Origin of the sequence: Legionella sainthelensi, from assembly GCF_900637685.1 — a bacterium.
GTDB lineage: Bacteria > Pseudomonadota > Gammaproteobacteria > Legionellales > Legionellaceae > Legionella > Legionella sainthelensi.
This window is the reverse complement of the sequence record NZ_LR134388.1, coordinates 307,501-329,523: the sequence shown is the minus strand read 5'-3', so window position 1 is coordinate 329,523 and position 22,023 is coordinate 307,501. Positions and strand designations below refer to the sequence as shown.

Here is a 22,023-nt window from a genome sequence, read left to right as displayed (position 1 = left end):
TCGAATGGTAGGAATCGAGTTTAGGTGGTGAAAAAATTTTTCCAAGCAAGCACTGCATACATCACAAGATGAGCATGATTAGGGGGATTTTCTCTCAAGATGGGTCAATACACGGTCGATTCCTGATTGGTGACTGGGCACTTACCCAATGATACATTGTTACCGTATAAATGCCGTGCATCCTTGCTTACGTTTGAGATAAAGCGCAACAAACGTTACTTATACCTCTTTCACATCGACAATACTTATTTCTTCCGCAGGTACATCTGCATGCCCCATATGCTGCCCTGTTTTTACTTTGGCAATAGCGTCCACAACATCCATACCTTCAACTACTTCACCAAAAACACAATAGCCAAATCCTTGCATGTGATCACCACTGTAATTTAAAAATGGATTATCAACAACATTAATAAAAAATTGAGCTGTTGCCGAATGGGGATCCATGGTTCGAGCCATCGCAATAGAACCTCTCTTATTGGGTTTCGCATTTTTTGCTTCATTTTTGATAGGCTCTTGGGTTGCCTTTTGTTTCATATCTGAATCAAGCCCACCACCTTGAATCATAAACCCCGCAATAACACGATGAAAGATTGTGTTATTATAAAAGCCACTACGTACATAATTAAGAAAGTTCTCTGCTGTTGCCGGAGTATTCTCTGTATCTAACTGGATATGAATATCACCTTTAGATGTACTAATTACAATCATTATCGCTCCTGTTATTTTTAAGTTAATGCAAAATAGCATGTATTTAGGAATATAAAAATTTACAGTACTTTTATATCTCACCTGATCTTGAGAATGTTAACTTAGCTGCTTGAAATAACATTCGTTAACGCTACAAAAGGCATAGCTATATCGCACTCTCATTAATTATCAAATCACGCATTTTATCACAAACATCATGCATGACATGAACATTATGAATACTTGCTAATGCCGTAAATAAATTCGTTTTTTGCTTCGAAAGTTGATGCAAATAAGCACGTGAGTAATGGCGACATGTATAACAGGTACATTGTGCCATGATTGGCGACATATCATCAGCGAAGCATGCTTTTTTTATTTGAATTCGCTCGTTTTCATATTCACTGACAAAGCGCATCCAGTTACCTTCGCGCACAAGCTCCCCACAATACAAAGAACCATGGCGCGCATTACGAGTTGGCGCCACGCAATCAAACATATCGATTCCTTCTGCCACCACCTCTAAAAGATCCTGGGGGGACATTCCTACTCCCATGGTATAACGGGGCTTATTTTCAGGTAAGTAATCACGAACCCAGCGAATGACCTCCACTGTAGTAGCCATATTAAATCCTATAGTTTCGCCACCTATAGCAATACCTTCTGGATTCATTGAAGATACAAAATCGGCACTTTCACGGCGCAGATCTTTAAAAGTCCCACCTTGGATTATGCCAAAGAGGGCTTGCTCATACCCATATCGTGAATGGGGATATTGACGATGATAATCCATTGATTGTTTTAACCAGCGATGCGTACGCGTCATGATTTGACTCACTTCATCCCTGGTACAACTGTCTGGAGTACATTGGTCAAATGCCATAATTATATCTGCACCAATAATTTTCTGAGTCTCTAAGGACATTTCTGGAGTCATGTGAATCAAGCCCTGACTGCCAGGCAATTTAAAATGCGCCCCCTCTTCATCAATAGTACAAATTTCATTATTCTTGGATAAACTAAAAACCTGGAAACCACCACTATCGGTTAACATAGGGCCATGCCATCCCATAAAAGGATGCATCCCTCCTGCTTGTTCAATAACTTTCATTCCTGGAGCACATAACATATGATAAGTATTACCCCCTAAAATGATTTGGCTATGTGCCTCACGCAATTCAATCGGGGTCATATTGTTGACTCCCGCTCGCGTACCTACTGGCATAAAAACTGGAGTCATAAATTCACCATGAGCGGTAACAACCCGCGTCACGCGTGCCTGAGTAGCTGAGTGTTTGTGTAACACCTGGCAGGAGAAAGTTTTCATTTGATAAAAATAACTCAAAATATGCGATCATATCTAAGTCAAACTTAGATTACCAGCGTGAGGCATATTAAAAATTATGCAATTTATGATATCATGCGCAAAATTGATGAAAGCACGGCCTTATTCATCTACATTTGTAACCATTCACCACAGCTTCAAAGCATAGAAAAAATCTGCTTAGATACAGGCTACAGTGATGAAGTTACCCAAATTCTAATAAGGATTCCAATATGCCCGGCTCAAACTCTAATTTATTTATGATTGATCTTGAAGGCACTGAGCTTTCTGATATTGAACGAAAAATTTTGAAACACCCTAATGTGGGAGCAGTCATTCTTTTCACCCGTAACTTCGCTAATCCAGAGCAATTAGAAAAACTCACTTCGGAAATTCACGCAATTAATCCACATATTTTTATTGCTACCGATCATGAAGGTGGATTTATCCAGCGATTTTTACGCCACGGATTTCGCTCTTTACCCGCCGCTCGTGTGTATGGTGATGTATATGACCTATCTCCAGAAGCAGGGATTAAACTTGCAAAACAGTATGGGGAGCTCATGGCCAAGGACTTATTGACTTGTGGTGTTGATTTAAGCCTAGCACCCGTTCTTGATTTACACGACATAAGTCCTATTGTTGCACGCTTAGATCGCGCGTTTCATCAGGATCCTGATGCAGTTGTAGCCCTAGCAAACGCGTTTATTGAGGGAATGAATAATGTAGGAATGCCTGCTGTAGGCAAGCACTTTCCAGGACATGGGAGGATCAGTTCCGACTCACATACCACCATGCCAGTCTCTCTTACAACTTTTGATGAATTGAAAATTAAGGATTTAAAACCTTTTATTGAATTAATAAAAAGAGAGCGCTTAAGCGCGATCATGCCAGCTCATGTGACATATAAGGCGGTAGATGCCAATAAACCAGCTGGCTTTTCATCAATTTGGTTGCAAGAAATTTTACGCCATGACCTAGGATTTACTGGTTTGATTTTAAGCGACTGCTTGAGTATGACAGGCGCAGATATAGGTAATTTAATGACACGGGCTGAAGAAGCGCTTAATGCAGGTTGTGATATGTTGATTGTCTGCCATCAACCACGACATATATTATTGGAATTATTGCAAACCCTAACACTTCCTCAGTCGGAGGAATCTGCTGCTCGTATTTCACATTTCAAAAATCAAATGCTGCGATTTTCTCATTCTGAAAAAAATCAAGTGGTACCTTATCTATCGCACACGTTACTCGGGCAGCAGGAACATCTTGCAGATTGCACGAGTCAAAATTTGCAGTTTAATACTTCAAAAACAATTTAGTGCTTGTCTTGTAAAAGCACGAGCACATTCATTTAACGTGTTTGCCTGAAGAAGCTTAATGCTCGACATCAAGTAACGTTGCAAAACCCAATAAAAAATTACTCGTGATAAATACCTTATAGCTTAGAAATTTTCATGGAGAGCGCTTTTTCGTGTATGCCAAAACAAAAAGCATCCCATCAATGCTATAAATACAAAATACAGTGCACTCCAACCAGGCATTGAAATTCCTAACAACCGCCAATTGACCTCAGCACAGTCACCTGTTCCTAAAAACAGAGTTTTAACCACTGTCTGCCAAGGAAAATAACGAATTAAAACATCTAAGCCCGGCATACACGCAGGTGCCTTTCCCACCGGTAAAGACTGCAGCCATAATTGGCGTAACGAAAAATATAAGCCCGCACATGCGATGATGATTTGCAAGACACAAATAATATGAGCCTTTTTTAACGTGTAAAAACTTACGCCCAGAATCGCCAATAATAAAAAAACACAAATACGCTGCATCATGCATAATGGACAAGGCATCAATCCAACAACATATTCAAAATAGAAAGAGGCGAATAGTACAAATGCGGTCAATGCTGCATTGAATGTTTGAAATTTGCGATAAGTATTTTTTCTCATGATTTTGGCAACATATAGGATATGGCAGCTTTAAGATCATCTTCATTACATTTAATACAAGTGCCTTTTGCTGGCATAGCATTTAAACCTTTAAGTGAAGATGCAACTAAGTCATCCAACGTTCTCCCTGTCAATCTGGGCTTCCAATCTTGTTCATTTCTAAATCTAGGTGCTCCCGCCAGGCCATCCTTATGACAGACAACGCAGTATCGTTCATATATTTCTTGTCCAGGTTCTTCATCCCGCGTAGTTTTATTTTTTGATTTGACTTCATTTTGTACAGATACTTGGCCTATAGGTTGAATTCTTAATTGAATTTCCTGTTGCTGCGTTTCATTACTAGCATACAACATCAATGAAAAACAATACAATGAAATCAAAAATCGTAACCTCATGCCCCTACACCATCATGATAATAAGCAATGATAATACAGAGAAGTGATTTTTTTTTCCAGCCAATGAAATTAAAAGAATAGAAAAAATCATTCGGCATAAATGCATGAAATGTATTTATGCCGAATGCGCCTGACCTAAACCAGAACCATAATAGTGTGATCGCGTAAATCGATTTCACCATGGTCTACATCATCAACATCCATAATCTTCAGATCCATTGTTTCCAAATTCACATTCTTATCTCCTCTTTTGGCTCTGCTAAAAAAGCCACAATTAACAGAACCTGGTAAGCCAATAGTTGGTTTGTGTTCTGTTATAGCTCGTTCAAGCTCAAGCATTAATTTCAGACCGGTATGAGGATAAGGCTGGTAGAGATCTTCTGGGCGTAGTTCTTCCGAACCAACTGACAGTGGATTTTCATTCACGTTTTCTTCAATGTGTGGCGTATCAAGACCAGCAAAAATTTTGGTCGTATATTCTCCAATGGATTTTGCTTTTACCAAGGTGCAATTCATTTCTCTCATCTTCCAGGAGAGCTCATCAAACTGGAGTAAATCTAAACACTCACTTTTTACGACATCAATTTCTGAAAGCATATCGACAATTCTCTGATTTTGGAAAGGAGATAACTTCAGAACCAATTGATTTTCTAATAATGTCGACTCGACAAAATTCACTAAAGGTTTTGAGTTTTTATCTTGATGAAACTGCTTGGCAATAGGGCCGCCATGATCAACTATCAGTTCTTCGTATTCTCTTACAAGCTTGGTGTACTCCGATATACTTTGTGGGAGATAGACCTTTTTCATATAATCATAATAAGGTTTTGACCAGGAAAAAGATTCTGATTGCATACGATTCAGCATCTTATTATGTTCCAAATCCAACTGACGCAAACCATCCTGAATTCTATTATGCTCACTGACTGAATTATCGTAAGCATCTTTAGTGTATATTTGAACAGGAAGAATTGATGATAATACTGGAATCAAAGGGGTTTTTAATTTTTCTTTTAAATCCATGTGTGCTTTATAAGTAGTTGATAAATTGAACAGTCGAGTCAATTCCACTTCACGTGCGTCCCAAATCAAGCGGCTCTCAGAGCTTAATTTTTTCTGATCAATGGAACTGGGAAGATTATTAGCTATCAACCCGGTATAAATCGCACCAGCATCAAATAAATCGCCTTTAAGATAGCAAAAATTCATTAATTGAATGTACATGTCATAATAAAAAACCCGTAGCGTAGGATCTTCTTGCTGCATGACCGAGAAATTAATCAGGGCGGAGAGATTGTTAAAATAATGGGTCATCTTATCGAGATTTTGGAATTTTTTCCGTGAATCCCCAGGCTTATTTTCTTTGTGATAAATAATTTCTTCTGGAGAAATTTTTGTAAATAACAAGCGTGAATGATCCCTAATGGATTCACTTAAATTGTCTAAAAACTGCTGAACTTGTGATGTGATTTCAGTTCTGTCTTTTTTATTATGTTTATATATTTGATCGAAAAAATTATTAAGCTCATTTTCCATCTCTTGATACACATGACCATCTAAAATTTTTGGCATATTGATTTCTCTATAGAGTTTATAACTATACAATTAATGACAACAAATGACTTTTATCTTTCAAAAAGCGAAAATATTGTACTTATGGATTTTAATTAGATCAATGAGCAGATAAACTATTTTTACGAGGATAATTCGAAAATTTTTTTCAATAAGATGAAATTTATGTCATCAGCGACACTTGCAGCAATTGATTACTCTTAAAAATTCGACAACCCTTCGAAATGTAGGTTATATTTCTATGGGGATTATTGATTATTAATGGATGATACAAAAGGAAATGGACATGACAAAAAATGGTATGAACATGCCAAATACCCTCAGGCATAACTGGGGTTGGCTCCTAGGATTAGGTATATTGCTTGTTTTTCTAGGTTTTATTGGGTTAAGTATGGTGATTGGTTTAACCCTTGTAAGTATGTATTTTTTTGCCGCACTGTTAATTGTTTCTGCATTATCTCACTTTATAGATATTTTTAAACACCAAGATTGGCAGGGAATCTTCTGGCAAGCAATAATCGCATTTTTATACCTAATTGGTGCAGTGATTGTTTTTTATGATCCTTTTTTAGCCTCCACGCTCATTACCGCCTTATTAGCCATAGTCCTTATTATTATTGGCATCACACGAATCGTTTTAGCACTCTCGTTAAAAAGCACGCAAGGATGGGGTTGGTTGTTGTTCGCAGGGATTACAGCCATTATCCTTGGGCTATTAATCCTCATTCAATGGCCAATTAGTGGTCTCTGGGTTATAGGAATGTTTATTGCTATTGATATGATAATTAACGGCTGGACCTATATTTTTATAGCCCTTGGAGTACGTGCATCCTTATCATGAAAAGAGTATGATACTGCATTCGACCTGAATGCAGTATTAAAATGAATTCAAGAATAATACGTATAGCGACACGTCAAAGCCCACTCGCTTTATGGCAAGCAAATTATGTACGACAACTTTTATTAAACAAATGGCCAAAACTCAATATTGAATTATTGCCTATGACCACATCTGGAGATAAATTTCTCAAAGATAAGCTTTTGGCTGTTGGAGGAAAAGGCTTATTTGTCAAAGAATTAGAAGAAGCATTACTGGATCAAAGAGCAGATTTTGCCGTACATTCATCAAAAGACATGCCTGCAGAATTTCCCCACGGGTTGTGTCTGGCTGCAATTTGCAAAAGAGATAACCCTTTTGATGCCCTTGTCAGCCATCATTTCACCAGCCTACAGACACTACCTGAGCGCGCCATCATTGGTACAGCAAGCCTTAGAAGGCAATCACAACTATTAGCTTATAGGTCTGATTTAGGTGTGAAACCTTTGCGAGGCAATATCAACACACGACTCGAAAAGCTTCGGTCTGGAGAATATCAAGCGATCATCCTTGCTGCTTCTGGTCTTGAGCGCATGGGGTTCACTCATGTGATTACAGAGCAATTATCCCCAGAAATTATGTTACCTGCATGTGGGCAGGGGGCCTTAGCCATCGAATGCAGAGCAGATGATCAGGAAACCCTGGCGCTTGTTGCTGAATTAAATGATCCTATCTCATCGCTTTGTGTACACACAGAACGTCAAGTTAATGCCCAGTTAGGAGGAAATTGTCATATTCCATTAGCAGTTTTCTGCACGCCTATTGAAAAGAATCAACTTTTGCTGCAAGCAAAAATTCTAACAATTGATGGCTCTAAAACTATCGCAGACACCCAAATGGGATCTTTAGAACAGGCAGCAAATATGGCTGCTCGCTGTTCCCAATCCTTAATGGCACAAGGAGCAGCCCGTCTTCTTGCATCGGTTACACAATGAAGCGATCGCTAAAGGGTTTGCGCATTTTAAATACTCGGCCTCAAGCGCAAGCACATAAGCTCACCCAAAGTATCCGTGCTTCAGGAGGTATAGTTATTGAGCTCCCTGCCTTAGAAATTCAAGCATCAAATCGAGACTGGGTTTATTTGCTACCAGACTTAAACAACGTGACTCATGCTATTTTTATTAGCGCAAATGCGGTTCATTATTGTTTTACTCAATTAAAACAAATGGAAATAAACTGGCCTACTTCAATCCAGGTAATCGCCATTGGCCAGGGAACCGCAGCTTCGCTGCAACAATTTAACATCCTAGTGAGTGCTATCCCCGAATTTCCTAATAGTGAACATTTATTATCATTAGAGACGTTGCAACACCTTGAAAAGCAAAACGTGCTACTATTTAAAGGAAGCGAAGGCAGAACACTTATTGAAGAACAACTGATGCAAAAAGGAGCAAATCTAGTTATTCTAAAGGTATATCAAAGAGTTATGCCAAGACTAAGCCCTATATTCGTTCAATCGATATGGCGTGATGACTTAGTGGACATTATACTGTTAACAAGCGAACAGTCTCTGCTTAACCTTTTTAAACTATTTAATAAAGAGGCCCACGATTGGCTAAAAAATAAAACATGGCTAGTTATTAGTGAGCGTATCGCTCAAATTGCCTCTTCATTAGGAATACATAAGATTAATATAAGTCACCCTAATCAGGTGCTAAATACACTGCTTGACTACGTAAACAAGGATTAACTATGGCCAGTAGCAATGAAGAACAGATGCAAAAAATAAAAAAAACATCCAGTATGGAACAAAATAAACAGCCAAAGTCTCCCAACAATAATACTTTTGCTTCGAAAAAAAATTTCATCATACTTGCTGTAGCAATCATCATTGCCTTAGGAGCTTTAGCTCTTGCGACATATACGCTTTTTTTAAATAACCAATTGCAGAATCAATGGACTAATACAAGCACTAATCTTTCTGAAGAATTAAAACAATTAGAACAAAAACAAAATAAAATTCAAGAAATAACTGATGCAAAAACAAAAAATACTGAAGAAATTCAAACCCAGTTCCAAACACAGTTTGATGCACTAAGCAAACAATTACAAAATGCGATGAGTCAAAGATTTTATCAAAATCAAGATTGGCTTTTTCTTAAGGCTCGCTATTATCTTGAGTTAGCGCAAATTAATGCCCATTGGAGTAATAGCTCTGATGCAACAGTTGCACTATTGGAACAAGCCGATCAGTTATTAAAGCAATTTAACGAACCGAAGATCTTTGCGATAAGACAAGCAATAGCGAAAGACATAGCACAGATTCAAGCAATTCCTGCTGTAGATGTCGCCGGCTTACTCAGTCAATTAGATGCAGCCCAAAACAGCATTAATAATCTCAGCATTCCTTTGCCTGAAAACGAAAGCAAATCCACATTGGATCAATCACAAACATCATCCAATAACTCCTCCGCCTGGAGCACGCATTTACAAGAAAGCATGAATATTTTAGGTAAATTGGTGGTAATACGTCGTCATGATCAAGAGGTCAAACCACTTTTATCTCCTTTACTAGAGGCTGCACTTAAAGAAAATCTACGCCTCAACCTTCAAGAGGCTCAATGGGCTGTTCTTAATCATGACACGTTTGTTTATCAGCTTGTCCTTAAACAAGCAATTAACACGCTTAAAACAAATTTTAATGAAAACACACAAAATACAGCCTCCCTCATCAAAAAATTAACCGAATTACAGCAAATCAGTATTACTCAAAAAAGGCCTCCCGTGAGCTTAGCACTTCCCATGCTCAACGAGTTGATTGAAAGTAAAAAAGAAACAGCAACACCATCCACGAATAATGAACAAGGAGGGAGTCAGCCATGATGCGTGTTTTTTTTGCCTTCTTAATCTTGTTGGCCGCAGTAATTCTAGGCATTCAACTTAATAAAGATCCTGGTTATGTCTTAATTGCAATAAACCATTGGACCATAGAAACTACAGTTTGGGTTGCTATTTTCACCCTAATTGTTTTATTTATGATCCTTTATCTGGTTTTACGTATATGCCAGAAAATTACTCATACTCCCAGCAAATTAACTCGGTGGCATGCAAAAAAACGATTTAAAAAAGCACAAGCAATTACTCGAAAAGGCTTAATTGAATATAGCGAAGGTAATTGGCTAAAAGCAAAAAATCATTTAATCCAAGCGTTACCCAATTCAGATACTCCTTTACTTAATTATTTAACCGCGGCACGAGCAGCTCAAAATATGGGTGATAATCAATTACGTGATAATTTCTTACGAGAAGCACAGCAGTCCATGCCCGAAGCCAAAATTGCCGTTGAATTAACCCAAGCAGAATTGCAATTATCGAATCATCAATGGGAGCAAGCATTGGCAACATTAAAGCATTTACATGCCATAGCACCACGTCACTCCTATGTGTTAATGCTCATGATGCGACTCTATCAAGAAGTAAAGGATTGGCCTCAGCTCATCGCCCTTTTGCCAAATCTAAAAAAGTATAAAGTCATTAATCAACAACAGTTTGAGCTAATACAACAAGATGCTTATTTGCAAAGACTTGTTGATCTTGCGAAACAGAATAAATCCAGTGCTGTAAATTCTTTTTTTCAGAGTATCCCCAAAACTTTGGTGCATAATCCCGAAATTATTGCAGCATATACGCGTTTTCTATTAAAAAATAATGAATTCACCTCAGCAAAAAATCTATTATGCCACACACTACGTAAGGGCTTTAATTCACAGCTGATTGAGCTTTACGCCATGTTGCCTGCCGATGAACATCAACTGACTTTTGCAGAATCCCTATTGAAAAGAAATCCCAACTCAGCAGCTCTTTATTTATGTCTAGGCCAGCTGTGCATTAAGCTCCAACTTTGGGGAAAAGCAAAATATTACCTTGAAAAATCCAATGAGATAGAGCCTACCGCTTTAGCCTACGAGGCCAAAGGAAAGCTGCATGAAAAACTTGGAGAGGAAGCTCTTGCTTGCAATAGTTACAAGAAAGGCATAGAACTTATCACTAACAAAGTTGGTTGATTATTATGCCAGTATATCACGCATTCTCATCTATCATAGGAATATCACTTCGAACCATTTTTGAGGCTAGAGTTCTACGCGTAGGATTTACTGTTGCCGTGCGAATTGGTGTTTTATCATCCTGCTCTAAGTTAGGTCCTCCATCTATTGATTACCCTATTCCATTAAACACTCGTCCCAGAATATTAGGAGAATAAGTTACTTTCATCGGATAGCCAAGAAAGGTAACAGAAGCAGCTGTGGATGGCCCTTTCGTCCCCCCATACACTTGCAAAGCCACGATTTCTTTTTCTAAATGGGTGATCTGAGAAAGCAATAAACCTTTTGAGTATGAACCAAAGCTAAATCATCAAGCCGCGGCACTGAAATTGCAGCTGCCGCTGGCATCGAAGGAACAATAATTTTAAGAATGTCTCCAGTAATTTCATGAACATTTTTATAATGCACATTACTCATTGCATTTCTCTCGCTATTGTATTGAAGCGTCTCTAATAGTGCAGCATTATAGGTAAATTACCCATTACAAATAGTATGGGCTATTTTAGATTTATTTTTATTCTTTATTGTTAATTTTTAAACATATCTTGTTTCATGCTCTATACTAAGACAAGATTAAGGAATTATGAAAATGGATAGTACATTACTTGCAGGAAAAAAAGCCTTAATATTTGGGATTGCCAATGACAGCTCTATTGCTTTCGGTTGTGCCCGAGTATTGAAAAGGGTGGGCGCTGAGCTCGCAATCACTTATTTAAATGAAAAAGCAAAGCCTTTCGTCGATAAAATCGCAAACGATCTTAATCCTTCCATTTATTGTGAATGTGATGTCACCAAAGACGATGATTTAGACAATTTATTTTCGGCAATCGACAAAAAATGGGGAAAAATTGATATAGTCATTCATTCCATTGCTTATGCGCCAAAACAGGATTTACAAAAGCCTGTATATGAGAGTTCTAAAGAAGGATTTCTCATGGCCATGGATATTTCTTGCCACTCTTTTATTCGCATCGCCAACCGTGCCAAACCGCTCATGAACAATGGGGGTTCATTATTTGCTATGTCATTCTATGGCGCTGAAAAAGTAGTTGAAAATTATAATCTGATGGGGCCAGTCAAGGCAGCATTGGAGGCTTCTGTGCGTTACATGGCTGTAGAACTAGGTCCGCATCAAATTCGAGTAATCGCTCTTTCTCCCGGACCACTCAAAACACGCGCAGCTTCAGGGCTTGAAAAGTTTGATCATTTAATCCAGCATACAAAAGAAAAATCCCCACTTAAATCGTTGGTTGCTATCGATGATGTCGGTGCAATGGTTGCGTTTCTTGCCAGCAACTATGCAAAAAACATTACCGGCGATGTCATCTATATTGATAGCGGATATCATATTATTGGTTAATTTTTTTATGGTTCATTTTTGAACTAATGCGATACAAAATGCTGTAAAGCACTGGTACTAAAAACATAGTAAGAATAGTCCCTACAGTTAATCCAAACATAATGGTCACCGCCAGATAAACCCAAAAAACATCTTGCAATAATGGAATTACGCCAAGTATTGTAGTCACCGCAGCATTAACGACAGGTGCTAAACGATTTAATCCAGCAGAAATAACTGCATCATTAGGTTTCATGCCACTGGCAATATTTAAATTGACTTGATCCAATAACACTACTGAATTTTTAATCATCATACCGGACAAACTCATCGCTCCTAACAAAGCAATAAAACCAAAAGGAACTCCAGTAAGGAGCAAACCTAAAGTTATGCCAATCATCGCAAAAGGAATTACTGCAATAATGATAAGAGGCGGACGATAAGCATTAAATAGCATCACAATAATCAATAACATAATAATCACTACGGGAAAAAGCCCCGGTATCAATGCATCCGCAGATTCTTTGCTGCTCTTATACTCCCCATCCCAAGTAATGTATATCCAGAAGGTAATTTAATCTTCTCAAACTGAGGCAAAATACTATCACGTAACGTGTTTGCAGTAACTTGATAGGGTGAGCATTGTATTGTAATCGCTCTTTTGCGATCCCAACGCCAAATAATTGGATCTGTCCTGACAACCTTAATATCTTTTACTATTTGAGAATCTGGGATTGCCTTAGCTCTCCATTATGAATTAACTTGCAGTAAGGGCAAATCAACAGCCGCTGTGTTCTTCTCATTGATTGGTTGACGCAGGTTGATAGGAATCAGATTATCTTGCTCACGAAAAAGTCCCACAGTAATCCCATCACTAGCCCTTAGGAAAGATTGTACTAAATCAAGCCGCAAAATTCCCACCCATCTCGCTCGGTCTTGTTGATAGTCAGGGACAATTTGTAATATCGATTCCCGCCAGTCCGTTCGCACATCAATTGCATGGGGATTTGCTCTTAGAATTGCTACCGCTTGATCAGCAAGGCTTCTTAGAACAGTTACTTGCATTTGCTGGCCCACTAAATCGAGCAGCAATTTTCCAGTTATTAAAAGCACCAACGGCATATTTTCATGTATTGAGGATAATTTGTCTCATTCCATGTCGGTAATGTAGCAACTAAACGATCAACATCATGCAAACTTCTCATATTTACAATGAGCTGTGCATAAGAAGAATAAAGTATTTATATGCTTTTCAACATAGTTCAAAAACGATTTGATTTATAAGTGCTAAATTCTCTTTAGGGTCAGTTCTGCGCTGAATCTTTCTTGCATGAGGCCAGCCCCCTAAAGGAACAAGTTGGATTAAACAAGCCCTATTTTTGTGCGGATTTCGTTATAAAAAACCAGGATTATGACATGCATCACTACAGTCTGTTGCCGTGCGCTCTACCTGAATCGTCACATGTTGAATATTAAACTGGTGACGTAATTGTTTCACCCACTCAGCCCTTGATGAGTCAGAAAGTGGTTCATCAGGCATATGCAAATGAACAGACATCGCATTTTCCTGGGTACTAATCGCCCATATGTGTAAGTCATGAAAATCGTTCACTCCAGGTTTATTTAACAAGAATTCACTAACCTCGGTCCACGAAATATGCTCAGGAACACCATCAATAATTAATCTGAAGCTGCTTGTAAATAAAGACCAAGTTCCTTTAAGTATTATAATTGCGATGAGTAAACCCACTACAGGATCTATCCAAAGCCAACCAGTCCAATAGAGTAATGCGGCCGATAGTACAACACCTACTGAAACCAAAGCATCATAGAGCAAATGAAGATAAGCGCCTCTAATATTTAAATCTGAAGAACCACGTATAAATAATAATGCCGTAGTCGCATTAATCACAATACCAACAGCAGCAACGAGCATGACCGATACCGCCTGAACCTCTGTGGGAGAAAATAACTTGTATACTGCTTCTGTAGCAATAATGCCGCATGTAAAGACTAACAAAATTCCATTTGCCAAAGCAGAGAGTATCGATGTCTTTTTTAATCCATAAGTTGCTTTCATAGTGGGAGCACGCTTCATCAGAACAGTAGCAACCCATGCCAGCATCAGACCTAATACATCACCTAAATTATGGAAAGCATCTGCAAGCAAACTGGTTGAGTTAGCTACATAGGCAAAAACAATTTGCAGCACAACGAACAAACCATTGGCAATGATGGAAATAATAAACGCTTTATTATAAGTTACTACGTCTTTGTTATTCCCATGATGATGGTGATGATGATGCGATTCACTATGTGCGTGTATGCTCATGATGTGCCTTCATTATTTAAACTTTCAGAATAATAATTGATACCAATTTTAATTCGGTTGCGTTCCTTTTGTTTACGCCATGCATTTGTATCACGTAAAGAATAAACACAGCCACAGTACTCTTGCTTATAAAATTCTTCACGCTTAGCAATTTCATACATACGCTCTGAACCACCGTTTTTACGCCAATTGTAAGTCCAATACTCTAGATCAGGATATTTACTGGCAGCTCTAACCCCACAATCATTAATTTGATTCATATCTTTCCAACGCGAAATTCCTAAAGAACTACTAATCACAGGAAAACCATGTTCGTAAGCATATAAAGCCGTGCGTTCAAAACGCATATCAAAACACATAGTACAACGTTTTCCTCGTTCGGGTTCCCATTCCAAGCCTTTAGCGCGCGCGAACCAATTGTCCTTGTCATAATCTGCATCTATAAAAGGAATATTGTGCTTTTTTGCAAAACTAACATTTTCATTTTTTCTAATTTCATACTCTTGTACAGGATGAATATTAGGATTATAAAAAAATATAGTGAAATCAATCCCTGAAGCAATGAGCGCTTCCATTACCTCGCCCGAGCAAGGGGCGCAACATGAATGCAACAATAACTTATTTGCTTTATTCGGTAATTCCAATCGTTCTCTTTCTATCATTTTGTTACATCCAACAAATTTATAAAATGTTTACGATAATATACTAACTCTGCGATAGAGTCTTTAATATCGTCTAATGCGAGGTGTTTTGATTCTTTGACAACTCCATTTAATAATTCAGGCCGCCACCGTATTGCAAGCTCCTTTAGAGTACTGACATCCAAGTTTCGGTAATGAAAAAAAGAGGCCAAATCAGGCATATATTTATACAGAAATCGTCTGTCTTGGCATATGCTGTTACCACACATAGGTGACTTGCCCTTATCTAAATACTGTTTTAAAAATTCAATGGTTCGTTTTTCTGCTTGTGCTTCATTAACATCACTTTCAAGAACACGTTTGACTAAACCCGATTGACCATGTTGTTTTGTATTCCAAGAATCCATACCATCGAGCAGAACTTGAGGTTGAGATATAGCGAAAACAGGCCCTTCTGCAATAATATTTAAATGAGGATCAGTCACAACAGTGGCCAACTCAATAATTCTATCCTGCTCAGGGTTAAGCCCTGTCATTTCCAAATCTATCCAAATTAAGTTTTGATTATTTTTCATTTATTTTCCAAGAATTTAGTATCAATTCAACACATGCCACTCTTCTTTGATGAAGAACTTGTTTGATTGCTGCTCCCTCATAGCCCTCTGCTACTATTGTTTTAGTATTTACTTTAGCACACTCTGCTAACAAATGACCCCATAATTTACTCTGTCGATAATCAACAGTTTTACCACAACCTTCTGCATCAGCCTGACACGCAATTAACATATTATAAAAAAGCTGTGAACGACGAAATGCGTCACTCTGTTCTAAAATTTTCACAATGGTCGCTGCTTGTAATTCGAACAAACGATGAATATTTAAATGAAACCGCGAGACCATCACTGCTAACTTGCGATAGTCATTTGGAATTCGCAAACGAGTACACAATGCTTGAATTATAGTTACTCCACGTTCTTCATGGCCATGATGACTAGGCCAATTATCCATCGGCGATAAAGCTTTACCTAAATCATGGACTAAAGCTGCAAAGCGTACAACTGGATCATTTGTTAAAGCCACTGCTGCTTGCAAAACAAATAAACTATGAACGCCACTATCTACTTCATGATGATATCGATAAGGGTTAGGCATCCCAAATAATGCTTCAATTTCGGGCAAAATAACACCTAATGCACCACATGCTCTCAAAGTCCAAATAAACTGCTCTGGATTCTTTTCTTCTAAACTTTGTTGCCATTCTTGCCAAACACGTTCTGCAACCAAATGAGCTAATTCTCCTCTTTTAACCATGGTATACATAAGAGAGCGCGTTTCATCAGCCAGCTTAAAACCTAGATAATGAAAGCGTGCTGCAAAACGTGCAACGCGTAATACCCTTACAGGATCTTCAACAAACGCAGGAGAAACGTGGCGCAATAATCTACTTTCTAAATCCTTTTTCCCATTATACGGATCAATGAGTTGACCTTGCTCATCCATAGCAATTGCATTAATCGTTAAATCACGACGCGCTAAATCCTCTTCTAAGGTGACCTGTTTACTAAAATTACAAGAAAAACCATAATAACCGGGTGCTGATTTTCGTTCTGTTCGTGCTAAAGCATATTCCTCATTTGTTTCTGGATGTAAAAAAACAGGGAAATCACGTCCAACTTGCCTGAATTTTTTTTGCAATAGTTCCTCCGGACTGGCACCTACTACAACCCAATCGCGCTCTTTTACAGGCAGATTCAATAATTGATCACGAACAGCACCACCAACTAAGTATACTTTCATTAAATTAAATTTACCTTCATACTGTATGTTTATTTAGCCCTGATCCTATCTTCAAAATCGGGAAGCACATTATATTATAGATCCGAACCATGAGTAAAAGACGCATTAGTAAACAACAATCAACACGAATTGGAAAAATACAGCAAGACTATCATCAGCATAAGCAAAATGATGATGCGCTTATTGAAGGTTTAGTGATTACTCGATTTAGCAAACATGTTGAAGTAGAGGATAATCAAGGCAATCACCTACGTTGTTCCATCCGACCGAATTTGGAAACCTTAGTTGCCGGAGATAGAGTTATTTGGCAATTGGAAGGCAAAAATCAAGGCGTAGTAGTCAGCCTTTATCCTCGCACTAGTCTTTTAGCAAAACCAACTAGCACGGGAATAAAAAAACCTGTCGCTGCGAATATTACACAACTAGTCATTGTTATTGCCGCCAAACCAGAGACATCCTGGCCGTTACTCGATAGTTATTTGGTTATGGCTGAAACACTACAACTGCACGCCGTTATTTTATTAAATAAAACTGATTTGCCCTGTGAATCACTAAAAGATCGGCTTTTCGAACATTATGAAAATTTAAATTATCCCATTTTATTAATGAATCAACACTCTTCGACGGGGTTAGAACAATTAAAAAAAGTTCTTAATCATCAAGTTAGTGTTTTTGTAGGTCAATCAGGTGTTGGTAAATCATCGCTCATTGCCGGTATTTTACCCCATGAACAAAATATTGCAACTAAGGAGCTTTCCGAAATTTCAGAATTAGGGCAACATACTACCAGCAACTCACGCTATTATCACTTGCCTAGCGGTGGAGCATTGATAGATTCTCCAGGAGTAAGAGAGTTTAGTTTATGGCATATCGATATGGCTGAAATTGCACGTGGCTATATTGAATTCAGGCCTTATTTATCACAATGCAAATTTCGTAATTGCACCCATAAAGACACTCCTCATTGCGCCATTATTCATGCAGTAGCAAAAGGTTTAATTTCTATCAAACGTTACGAAAATTTTATTAAGCTTTGTGCTCAATATGATTCAATCAGATAACTCGACATAAACACATTGAAGTGCGTCCTTTATCGCTAGACAAATCTTTAGAAACATCATATCAAACTGATTTTAGGGGTAACTTAAATAGAAGATTTAATTTAATCATCAATGCAACGATAATTCTTTTAAGTATATTGCCCCATATAATCTAAAGATCGGCTACCACTTTTTGCCATTTCCTTTTGTGCCACAGTCAAAATAGGCTGTCCAATTTTAAGTAAATATTTACCGATTTTATCTGAAATTTTTGGTTCAAGACTAAGAGTTAGCAATTGATTTTTATATTCCGTTATTATGGTTCCTACATCTTTCTTTTCTTCTGGTAATTTAAACAATTTAGCAGTATCTAAATGATACAGTTGTGAAAAAAACTGTACTGTTCGTGTCTCTATTGGTATTTGACTTAATTGAGACAAGCGATCATTAATATATGAAGCGCAGTTATTGAGAAAATTGGTTTTAGCCGCTTTAAGATCACAAAGTTTTATTAGTCTTAATAAATTAACTTGGTGATGCTCACTTAGTCCCATTAGCAATTCATTAAATAAGATATTGACTCTGAATTGTTTCATTAAGTCATTTTGATCTTGAGCATATGTTTGGATAATATCCTCTAAAAAAAGATGAATACGTGTTTTCAAAGATTGATGATTTGTATTGAATAATCGCAATGCAGAAAATAGTAGTTCTGGCTCAAACCAATAAACACCAATCTCATTTAATCTATGGTTTTTAACAAGATCCAACCATTTAATGGTTTCTTCAGAGCGAGTCGCCCAGGTATACCAACTTTTATCGGCACTTACAGGAGCAATAATGTCCTTAATAATATCCGTATACGCTTCTGCTAGCGCATCAGGTTGGTTTGACTCAATCAAAGGCAGCAAAATAGTAAAAATATCCCCCAATTCAGGAAGGATCTCATTTGATTTATCCCATAAGCTGTAAGATTTTTTCGTAAACGCTGTAGAAACTTTAAACCTTGTGGTTAATAGAGAAACTAACAAACGACAACAATTATCTAAATCTCTAGGCTGATTGTTATTGGTTACAATTATTTGCTTCTCATTTTTAGATAATTCTTCGTAAACACTTTCCAATTCTTTACTTGAAGCTTTTAGTTCAGAATCAAAATGAAACAACCATTTACTTAGGGTTTGAATCGCTAACTCCATCTCAGAAAAGTTAGTCGCAGTATGAAGATCGATAAATACATCTAATAAATACTGCTCTGTCTCTTTATATTGGATTTTTGCACCATATAAAGAATTAACATCTGCTACCTCATAACCATACATGCGACGAAAAAAATTTCTAACATCATTTTTAAAGAGAGAAAAGTCTAATCCTTGCGATTTTAAAAAATAATACCGTTCAACTAACTCCAACAAATGTGGTAATAACCCTATTGGAATTTGTCCCTTATCGTTCAAATGGATGAAGACTTTTTTTCGCATCAAATCCCAAAAATTGTCAAAACTTCAGAATCAATTGTTACCTTCTTGGTCGTTTGTTTACATAACTTTAAACGAGTGAGTTCATCTATTGTGACCACGCTTAACGTTCGGTCAGTAATATTTCGATATGTCGATAAAGCAAATTGCCACCGCTCCAAATGCCTACAAAAACTTAATTTTCTATATAAAGTATTACCACCATAACCTAGATAGAAATTAAATAGATTTACTGTTTCAGTCAGTGGTGAAAAATCATTTAAATCTATTTCATTAGTTAGAGTAGGGATTAGAATTTTTAAATAATTTCGTTTGGCTATGGGTTCCAACTCACGAGCAAAATCAATCCAAATTTGGTTCACACGTGAAGGGTTAAGTGTATAATCATTTTCTGTATCAACAACTACACCCCAGCGACTTTTATAACAATCAAGCAGAAACTGAATGTCCTCTTTATTTAAATTATCGTCTGGTGATTTTTTAGAAAAATATATTGACAGATGATCACATAGTGATACATCACATAAAATAGGCTCTTCTACCTCTTCAACACTCCTAATAAAATCCAAAATGCGCTGGACTAACATGGCATGACCTGATTTAAATAAATTACCTTAAACTAAAGTTTAATAAAAATCAATTAAGAGTAACCCTAAGAGCTTAAAGCGATTTGAAAATACGTTGTTAAGACATAAAAAAAAGCGGCATAATAAGCCGCTTTAAGGAAAAGACCCTGGCGATGACCTACTTTCACATGAGGAAGCCTCACACTATCATTGGCGCATGTTCGTTTCACTTCTGAGTTCGAGATGGAATCAGGTGGTACCAAACCGCTATGGTCGCCAGGAAAACTGTTTTGAGTATCGTGCATTAGCCGCATGATACTCAGGTAAATAAAGAGAGTAACATTATATCTTATATTCAGCACAATCTGAAGTAACTCAGATTATATGGTCAAGACAATCAGCCAATTAGTACAAGTTAGCTTCACGCATTACTACGCTTCCACACCTTGCCTATCAACGTCGTAGTCTTCAACGGGCTTCAAGGGAAAACTCATCTTGAGGGAGGCTTCCCGCTTAGATGCTTTCAGCGGTTATCCCGTCCGAACTTAGCTACCCGGCAATGCCACTGGCGTGACAACCGGTACACCAGAGGTTCGTCCACTCCGGTCCTCTCGTACTAGGAGCAGCTCCTCTCAATTTTCCTACGCCCACGGCAGATAGGGACCGAACTGTCTCACGACGTTCTAAACCCAGCTCGCGTACCACTTTAAATGGCGAACAGCCATACCCTTGGGACCTGCTTCAGCCCCAGGATGTGATGAGCCGACATCGAGGTGCCAAACACCGCCGTCGATATGAACTCTTGGGCGGTATCAGCCTGTTATCCCCGGAGTACCTTTTATCCGTTGAGCGATGGCCCTTCCATACAGAACCACCGGATCACTAAGACCAACTTTCGTTCCTGCTCGAGCCGTCGCTCTCGCAGTCAAGCACCCTTATGCCTTTACACTCTTGGTACGATGTCCGACCGTACCGAGGGTACCTTTGTGCTCCTCCGTTACTCTTTGGGAGGAGACCGCCCCAGTCAAACTACCCATCATACACTGTCCTTATCCCAGATAATGGGACCAAGTTAGAACCTCAATAACAACAGGGTGGTATTTCAAGGTCGGCTCCATACCCACTAGCGTGGATACTTCATAGCCTCCCACCTATCCTACACAGTCATCATCAAAGTCCAGTGCAAAACTATAGTAAAGGTTCACGGGGTCTTTCCGTCTAGCCGCGGGTACACTGCATCTTCACAGCGATTTCAATTTCACTGAGTCTCGGGTGGAGACAGTGTGGCCATCGTTACGCCATTCGTGCAGGTCGGAACTTACCCGACAAGGAATTTCGCTACCTTAGGACCGTTATAGTTACGGCCGCCGTTTACCGGGGCTTCGATCAAGAGCTTCTCCGAAGATAACCCCATCAATTAACCTTCCGGCACCGGGCAGGCGTCACACCCTATACGTCTTCTTACGAATTTGCAGAGTGCTGTGTTTTTAATAAACAGTCGCAGCCACCTGGTCTCTGCGGCCCTCTTCAGCTCAGAAAGTAAATTCCTTCACCGAAAAGGGCGTACCTTCTCCCGAAGTTACGGTACCATTTTGCCTAGTTCCTTCACCCGAGTTCTCTCAAGCGCCTTAGTATTCTCTACCTGTCCACCTGTGTCGGTTTGCGGTACGGTTCTCTATAAGTTATGGCTAGCAGCTTTTCCTGGAAGCCGGGCATCAATGACTTCGCTGTACACCGAAGTGTCAGCACCATGTCGCACCTCAGAGTTATTAATGGTCCGGATTTGCCTAAACCATCCCCCTACATGCACATACCAGGACAACCATCGCCTGGCTCACCTAGCCTTCTTCGTCCCCACATCACCACTTATAAAAAGTCCAGGAATATTAACCTGGTTCCCATCGACTACGCTCTTCAGCCTCGCCTTAGGGGCCGACTCACCCTGCTCCGATTAACGTCGTGCAGGAAACCTGG

The 22,023-nt window shown here is 38.5% G+C and carries 23 protein-coding genes and 2 rRNA genes (1 of these 25 only partly in view); 9 read left to right on the top strand and 16 right to left on the bottom strand.

Going from position 1 to position 22,023, the window contains the following annotated elements:
- Positions 1-219 precede the first annotated feature (219 nt).
- Together EL220_RS01405 and tgt are read right to left on the bottom strand one after the other, a co-directional pair.
- The gene (locus EL220_RS01405) at positions 220-711 is read right to left on the bottom strand and encodes a peptidylprolyl isomerase (RefSeq protein WP_027270868.1); all 492 of its coding nucleotides are present in this window, start codon (positions 709-711) and stop codon (positions 220-222) included.
- A gap of 145 nt (positions 712-856) precedes the next feature.
- Complete coding sequence (gene tgt, locus EL220_RS01400) at positions 857-2,017, bottom strand: tRNA guanosine(34) transglycosylase Tgt (RefSeq protein WP_027270867.1); 1,161 nt, start codon at positions 2,015-2,017, stop codon at positions 857-859.
- 230 nt (positions 2,018-2,247) lie between these two features.
- On the opposite strand from tgt, the gene nagZ reads away from it, so the two are divergent.
- Positions 2,248-3,339 carry a beta-N-acetylhexosaminidase gene (nagZ, locus tag EL220_RS01395; protein ID WP_027270866.1) on the top strand — a complete coding sequence of 364 codons (1,092 nt, stop codon included), beginning with the start codon at positions 2,248-2,250 and terminating at the stop codon, positions 3,337-3,339.
- A 123-nt stretch (positions 3,340-3,462) separates the two neighbouring features.
- Here the strand turns inward: nagZ and EL220_RS01390 are convergent, their stop codons facing one another.
- The 3 genes from EL220_RS01390 to EL220_RS01380 form a co-directional block, all read right to left on the bottom strand.
- Positions 3,463-3,969, bottom strand: coding sequence for a disulfide bond formation protein B (locus EL220_RS01390; protein ID WP_027270865.1), 507 nt, complete (start codon positions 3,967-3,969; stop codon positions 3,463-3,465).
- Positions 3,966-4,364 carry a c-type cytochrome gene (locus EL220_RS01385; RefSeq protein WP_027270864.1) on the bottom strand — a complete coding sequence of 133 codons (399 nt, stop codon included), beginning with the start codon at positions 4,362-4,364 and terminating at the stop codon, positions 3,966-3,968. The genes EL220_RS01390 and EL220_RS01385 overlap by 4 nt, the downstream gene beginning before the upstream one ends.
- A 135-nt stretch (positions 4,365-4,499) precedes the next feature.
- Positions 4,500-5,936 carry a RasGEF domain-containing protein gene (locus EL220_RS01380; protein WP_027270863.1) on the bottom strand — a complete coding sequence of 479 codons (1,437 nt, stop codon included), beginning with the start codon at positions 5,934-5,936 and terminating at the stop codon, positions 4,500-4,502.
- A 286-nt stretch (positions 5,937-6,222) separates the two neighbouring features.
- Between EL220_RS01380 and EL220_RS01375 the strand changes: the two genes are divergently transcribed.
- The 6 genes from EL220_RS01375 to EL220_RS18455 are packed head-to-tail and all read left to right on the top strand — an operon-like array spanning position 6,223 to position 11,014.
- Complete coding sequence (locus EL220_RS01375; RefSeq protein WP_035905992.1) at positions 6,223-6,777, top strand: HdeD family acid-resistance protein; 555 nt, start codon at positions 6,223-6,225, stop codon at positions 6,775-6,777.
- A 41-nt stretch (positions 6,778-6,818) separates the two neighbouring features.
- Entirely contained in the window at positions 6,819-7,748 is a 930-nt protein-coding gene (gene hemC, locus EL220_RS01370; RefSeq protein ID WP_027270861.1) for a hydroxymethylbilane synthase, read from the top strand.
- A complete protein-coding gene (locus EL220_RS01365; RefSeq protein ID WP_027270860.1) occupies positions 7,745-8,503 on the top strand; it encodes a uroporphyrinogen-III synthase in 759 nt (252 codons plus the stop codon). The genes hemC and EL220_RS01365 overlap by 4 nt, the downstream gene beginning before the upstream one ends.
- 2 nt (positions 8,504-8,505) lie before the next feature.
- Positions 8,506-9,636, top strand: coding sequence for a uroporphyrinogen-III C-methyltransferase (locus tag EL220_RS01360; protein ID WP_027270859.1), 1,131 nt, complete (start codon positions 8,506-8,508; stop codon positions 9,634-9,636).
- Entirely contained in the window at positions 9,633-10,817 is a 1,185-nt protein-coding gene (locus tag EL220_RS01355) for a heme biosynthesis HemY N-terminal domain-containing protein (protein WP_027270858.1), read from the top strand. The genes EL220_RS01360 and EL220_RS01355 overlap by 4 nt, the downstream gene beginning before the upstream one ends.
- Before the next feature lie 5 nt (positions 10,818-10,822).
- Entirely contained in the window at positions 10,823-11,014 is a 192-nt protein-coding gene (locus EL220_RS18455) for a hypothetical protein (protein ID WP_232002574.1), read from the top strand.
- A 94-nt stretch (positions 11,015-11,108) separates the two neighbouring features.
- On the opposite strand, the gene EL220_RS18450 is transcribed toward EL220_RS18455, so the two are convergent.
- Positions 11,109-11,273 carry a hypothetical protein gene (locus EL220_RS18450; protein WP_232002573.1) on the bottom strand — a complete coding sequence of 55 codons (165 nt, stop codon included), beginning with the start codon at positions 11,271-11,273 and terminating at the stop codon, positions 11,109-11,111.
- Between the two features lie 172 nt (positions 11,274-11,445).
- Here EL220_RS18450 and fabI point away from each other — a divergent pair, with 172 nt between their 5' ends.
- The gene (gene fabI / locus EL220_RS01345) at positions 11,446-12,216 is read left to right on the top strand and encodes an enoyl-ACP reductase FabI (RefSeq protein ID WP_027270857.1); all 771 of its coding nucleotides are present in this window, start codon (positions 11,446-11,448) and stop codon (positions 12,214-12,216) included.
- Here the strand turns inward: fabI and EL220_RS01340 are convergent.
- The 6 genes from EL220_RS01340 to EL220_RS01315 form a co-directional block, all read right to left on the bottom strand.
- Positions 12,206-12,703, bottom strand: a complete 498-nt coding sequence (locus EL220_RS01340) for an efflux RND transporter permease subunit (protein WP_232002572.1) — start codon at positions 12,701-12,703, stop codon at positions 12,206-12,208. The genes fabI and EL220_RS01340 overlap by 11 nt on opposite strands.
- A gap of 242 nt (positions 12,704-12,945) precedes the next feature.
- Positions 12,946-13,260 (bottom strand): efflux RND transporter permease subunit, encoded by a 315-nt coding sequence (locus EL220_RS01335; protein WP_128130802.1) that lies wholly within the window; start codon positions 13,258-13,260, stop codon positions 12,946-12,948.
- A gap of 328 nt (positions 13,261-13,588) precedes the next feature.
- Positions 13,589-14,527, bottom strand: coding sequence for a cation diffusion facilitator family transporter (locus EL220_RS01330; RefSeq protein WP_027270854.1), 939 nt, complete (start codon positions 14,525-14,527; stop codon positions 13,589-13,591).
- Complete coding sequence (locus EL220_RS01325) at positions 14,524-15,189, bottom strand: epoxyqueuosine reductase QueH (RefSeq protein WP_027270853.1); 666 nt, start codon at positions 15,187-15,189, stop codon at positions 14,524-14,526. The genes EL220_RS01330 and EL220_RS01325 overlap by 4 nt, the downstream gene beginning before the upstream one ends.
- Positions 15,186-15,743 (bottom strand): oligoribonuclease, encoded by a 558-nt coding sequence (gene orn, locus EL220_RS01320; protein WP_027270852.1) that lies wholly within the window; start codon positions 15,741-15,743, stop codon positions 15,186-15,188. The genes EL220_RS01325 and orn overlap by 4 nt, the downstream gene beginning before the upstream one ends.
- Complete coding sequence (locus EL220_RS01315) at positions 15,733-16,965, bottom strand: multifunctional CCA addition/repair protein (RefSeq protein WP_027270851.1); 1,233 nt, start codon at positions 16,963-16,965, stop codon at positions 15,733-15,735. Before EL220_RS01315 ends, orn begins: the two co-directional genes overlap by 11 nt.
- Positions 16,966-17,054: 89 nt before the next feature.
- Between EL220_RS01315 and rsgA the strand changes: the two genes are divergently transcribed.
- Positions 17,055-18,026 carry a small ribosomal subunit biogenesis GTPase RsgA gene (rsgA, locus tag EL220_RS01310; protein ID WP_027270850.1) on the top strand — a complete coding sequence of 324 codons (972 nt, stop codon included), beginning with the start codon at positions 17,055-17,057 and terminating at the stop codon, positions 18,024-18,026.
- A 128-nt stretch (positions 18,027-18,154) separates the two neighbouring features.
- On the opposite strand, the gene EL220_RS01305 is transcribed toward rsgA, so the two are convergent.
- From EL220_RS01305 to EL220_RS01295, 4 genes are all read right to left on the bottom strand, one after another.
- Positions 18,155-19,486, bottom strand: a complete 1,332-nt coding sequence (locus tag EL220_RS01305) for a hypothetical protein (protein ID WP_232002571.1) — start codon at positions 19,484-19,486, stop codon at positions 18,155-18,157.
- Positions 19,486-20,070 (bottom strand): hypothetical protein, encoded by a 585-nt coding sequence (locus tag EL220_RS18445; RefSeq protein WP_232002570.1) that lies wholly within the window; start codon positions 20,068-20,070, stop codon positions 19,486-19,488. Before EL220_RS18445 ends, EL220_RS01305 begins: the two co-directional genes overlap by 1 nt.
- 144 nt (positions 20,071-20,214) lie before the next feature.
- A 5S ribosomal RNA gene (gene rrf, locus EL220_RS01300) occupies positions 20,215-20,330 on the bottom strand.
- Between the two features lie 103 nt (positions 20,331-20,433).
- Positions 20,434-22,023: ribosomal RNA gene (locus tag EL220_RS01295) — 23S ribosomal RNA — on the bottom strand; it runs 1,307 nt beyond the window's last position.

Bases quoted from the DNA above. Each gene is read 5' to 3' on its own strand.
- EL220_RS01405 (WP_027270868.1), bottom strand. From the start codon at position 711: ATGATTGTAATTAGTACATCTAAAGGTGATATTCATATCCAGTTAGAT.
- fabI (WP_027270857.1), top strand. From the start codon at position 11,446: ATGGATAGTACATTACTTGCAGGAAAAAAAGCCTTAATATTTGGGATT.
- EL220_RS18445 (WP_232002570.1), bottom strand. From the start codon at position 20,070: ATGTTAGTCCAGCGCATTTTGGATTTTATTAGGAGTGTTGAAGAGGTA.
- EL220_RS01335 (WP_128130802.1), bottom strand. From the start codon at position 13,260: ATGCAAGTAACTGTTCTAAGAAGCCTTGCTGATCAAGCGGTAGCAATT.
- EL220_RS01315 (WP_027270851.1), bottom strand. From the start codon at position 16,965: ATGAAAGTATACTTAGTTGGTGGTGCTGTTCGTGATCAATTATTGAAT.
- EL220_RS01385 (WP_027270864.1), bottom strand. From the start codon at position 4,364: ATGAGGTTACGATTTTTGATTTCATTGTATTGTTTTTCATTGATGTTG.
- nagZ (WP_027270866.1), top strand. From the start codon at position 2,248: ATGCCCGGCTCAAACTCTAATTTATTTATGATTGATCTTGAAGGCACT.
- EL220_RS01325 (WP_027270853.1), bottom strand. From the start codon at position 15,189: ATGATAGAAAGAGAACGATTGGAATTACCGAATAAAGCAAATAAGTTA.
- EL220_RS18450 (WP_232002573.1), bottom strand. From the start codon at position 11,273: ATGAGTAATGTGCATTATAAAAATGTTCATGAAATTACTGGAGACATT.
- EL220_RS01375 (WP_035905992.1), top strand. From the start codon at position 6,223: ATGACAAAAAATGGTATGAACATGCCAAATACCCTCAGGCATAACTGG.
- EL220_RS01360 (WP_027270859.1), top strand. From the start codon at position 8,506: ATGGCCAGTAGCAATGAAGAACAGATGCAAAAAATAAAAAAAACATCC.
- EL220_RS01305 (WP_232002571.1), bottom strand. From the start codon at position 19,486: ATGCGAAAAAAAGTCTTCATCCATTTGAACGATAAGGGACAAATTCCA.
- EL220_RS01330 (WP_027270854.1), bottom strand. From the start codon at position 14,527: ATGAGCATACACGCACATAGTGAATCGCATCATCATCACCATCATCAT.
- orn (WP_027270852.1), bottom strand. From the start codon at position 15,743: ATGAAAAATAATCAAAACTTAATTTGGATAGATTTGGAAATGACAGGG.
- EL220_RS01355 (WP_027270858.1), top strand. From the start codon at position 9,633: ATGATGCGTGTTTTTTTTGCCTTCTTAATCTTGTTGGCCGCAGTAATT.
- EL220_RS01380 (WP_027270863.1), bottom strand. From the start codon at position 5,936: ATGCCAAAAATTTTAGATGGTCATGTGTATCAAGAGATGGAAAATGAG.
- rsgA (WP_027270850.1), top strand. From the start codon at position 17,055: ATGAGTAAAAGACGCATTAGTAAACAACAATCAACACGAATTGGAAAA.
- hemC (WP_027270861.1), top strand. From the start codon at position 6,819: ATGAATTCAAGAATAATACGTATAGCGACACGTCAAAGCCCACTCGCT.
- EL220_RS18455 (WP_232002574.1), top strand. From the start codon at position 10,823: ATGCCAGTATATCACGCATTCTCATCTATCATAGGAATATCACTTCGA.
- EL220_RS01390 (WP_027270865.1), bottom strand. From the start codon at position 3,969: ATGAGAAAAAATACTTATCGCAAATTTCAAACATTCAATGCAGCATTG.
- tgt (WP_027270867.1), bottom strand. From the start codon at position 2,017: ATGAAAACTTTCTCCTGCCAGGTGTTACACAAACACTCAGCTACTCAG.
- EL220_RS01365 (WP_027270860.1), top strand. From the start codon at position 7,745: ATGAAGCGATCGCTAAAGGGTTTGCGCATTTTAAATACTCGGCCTCAA.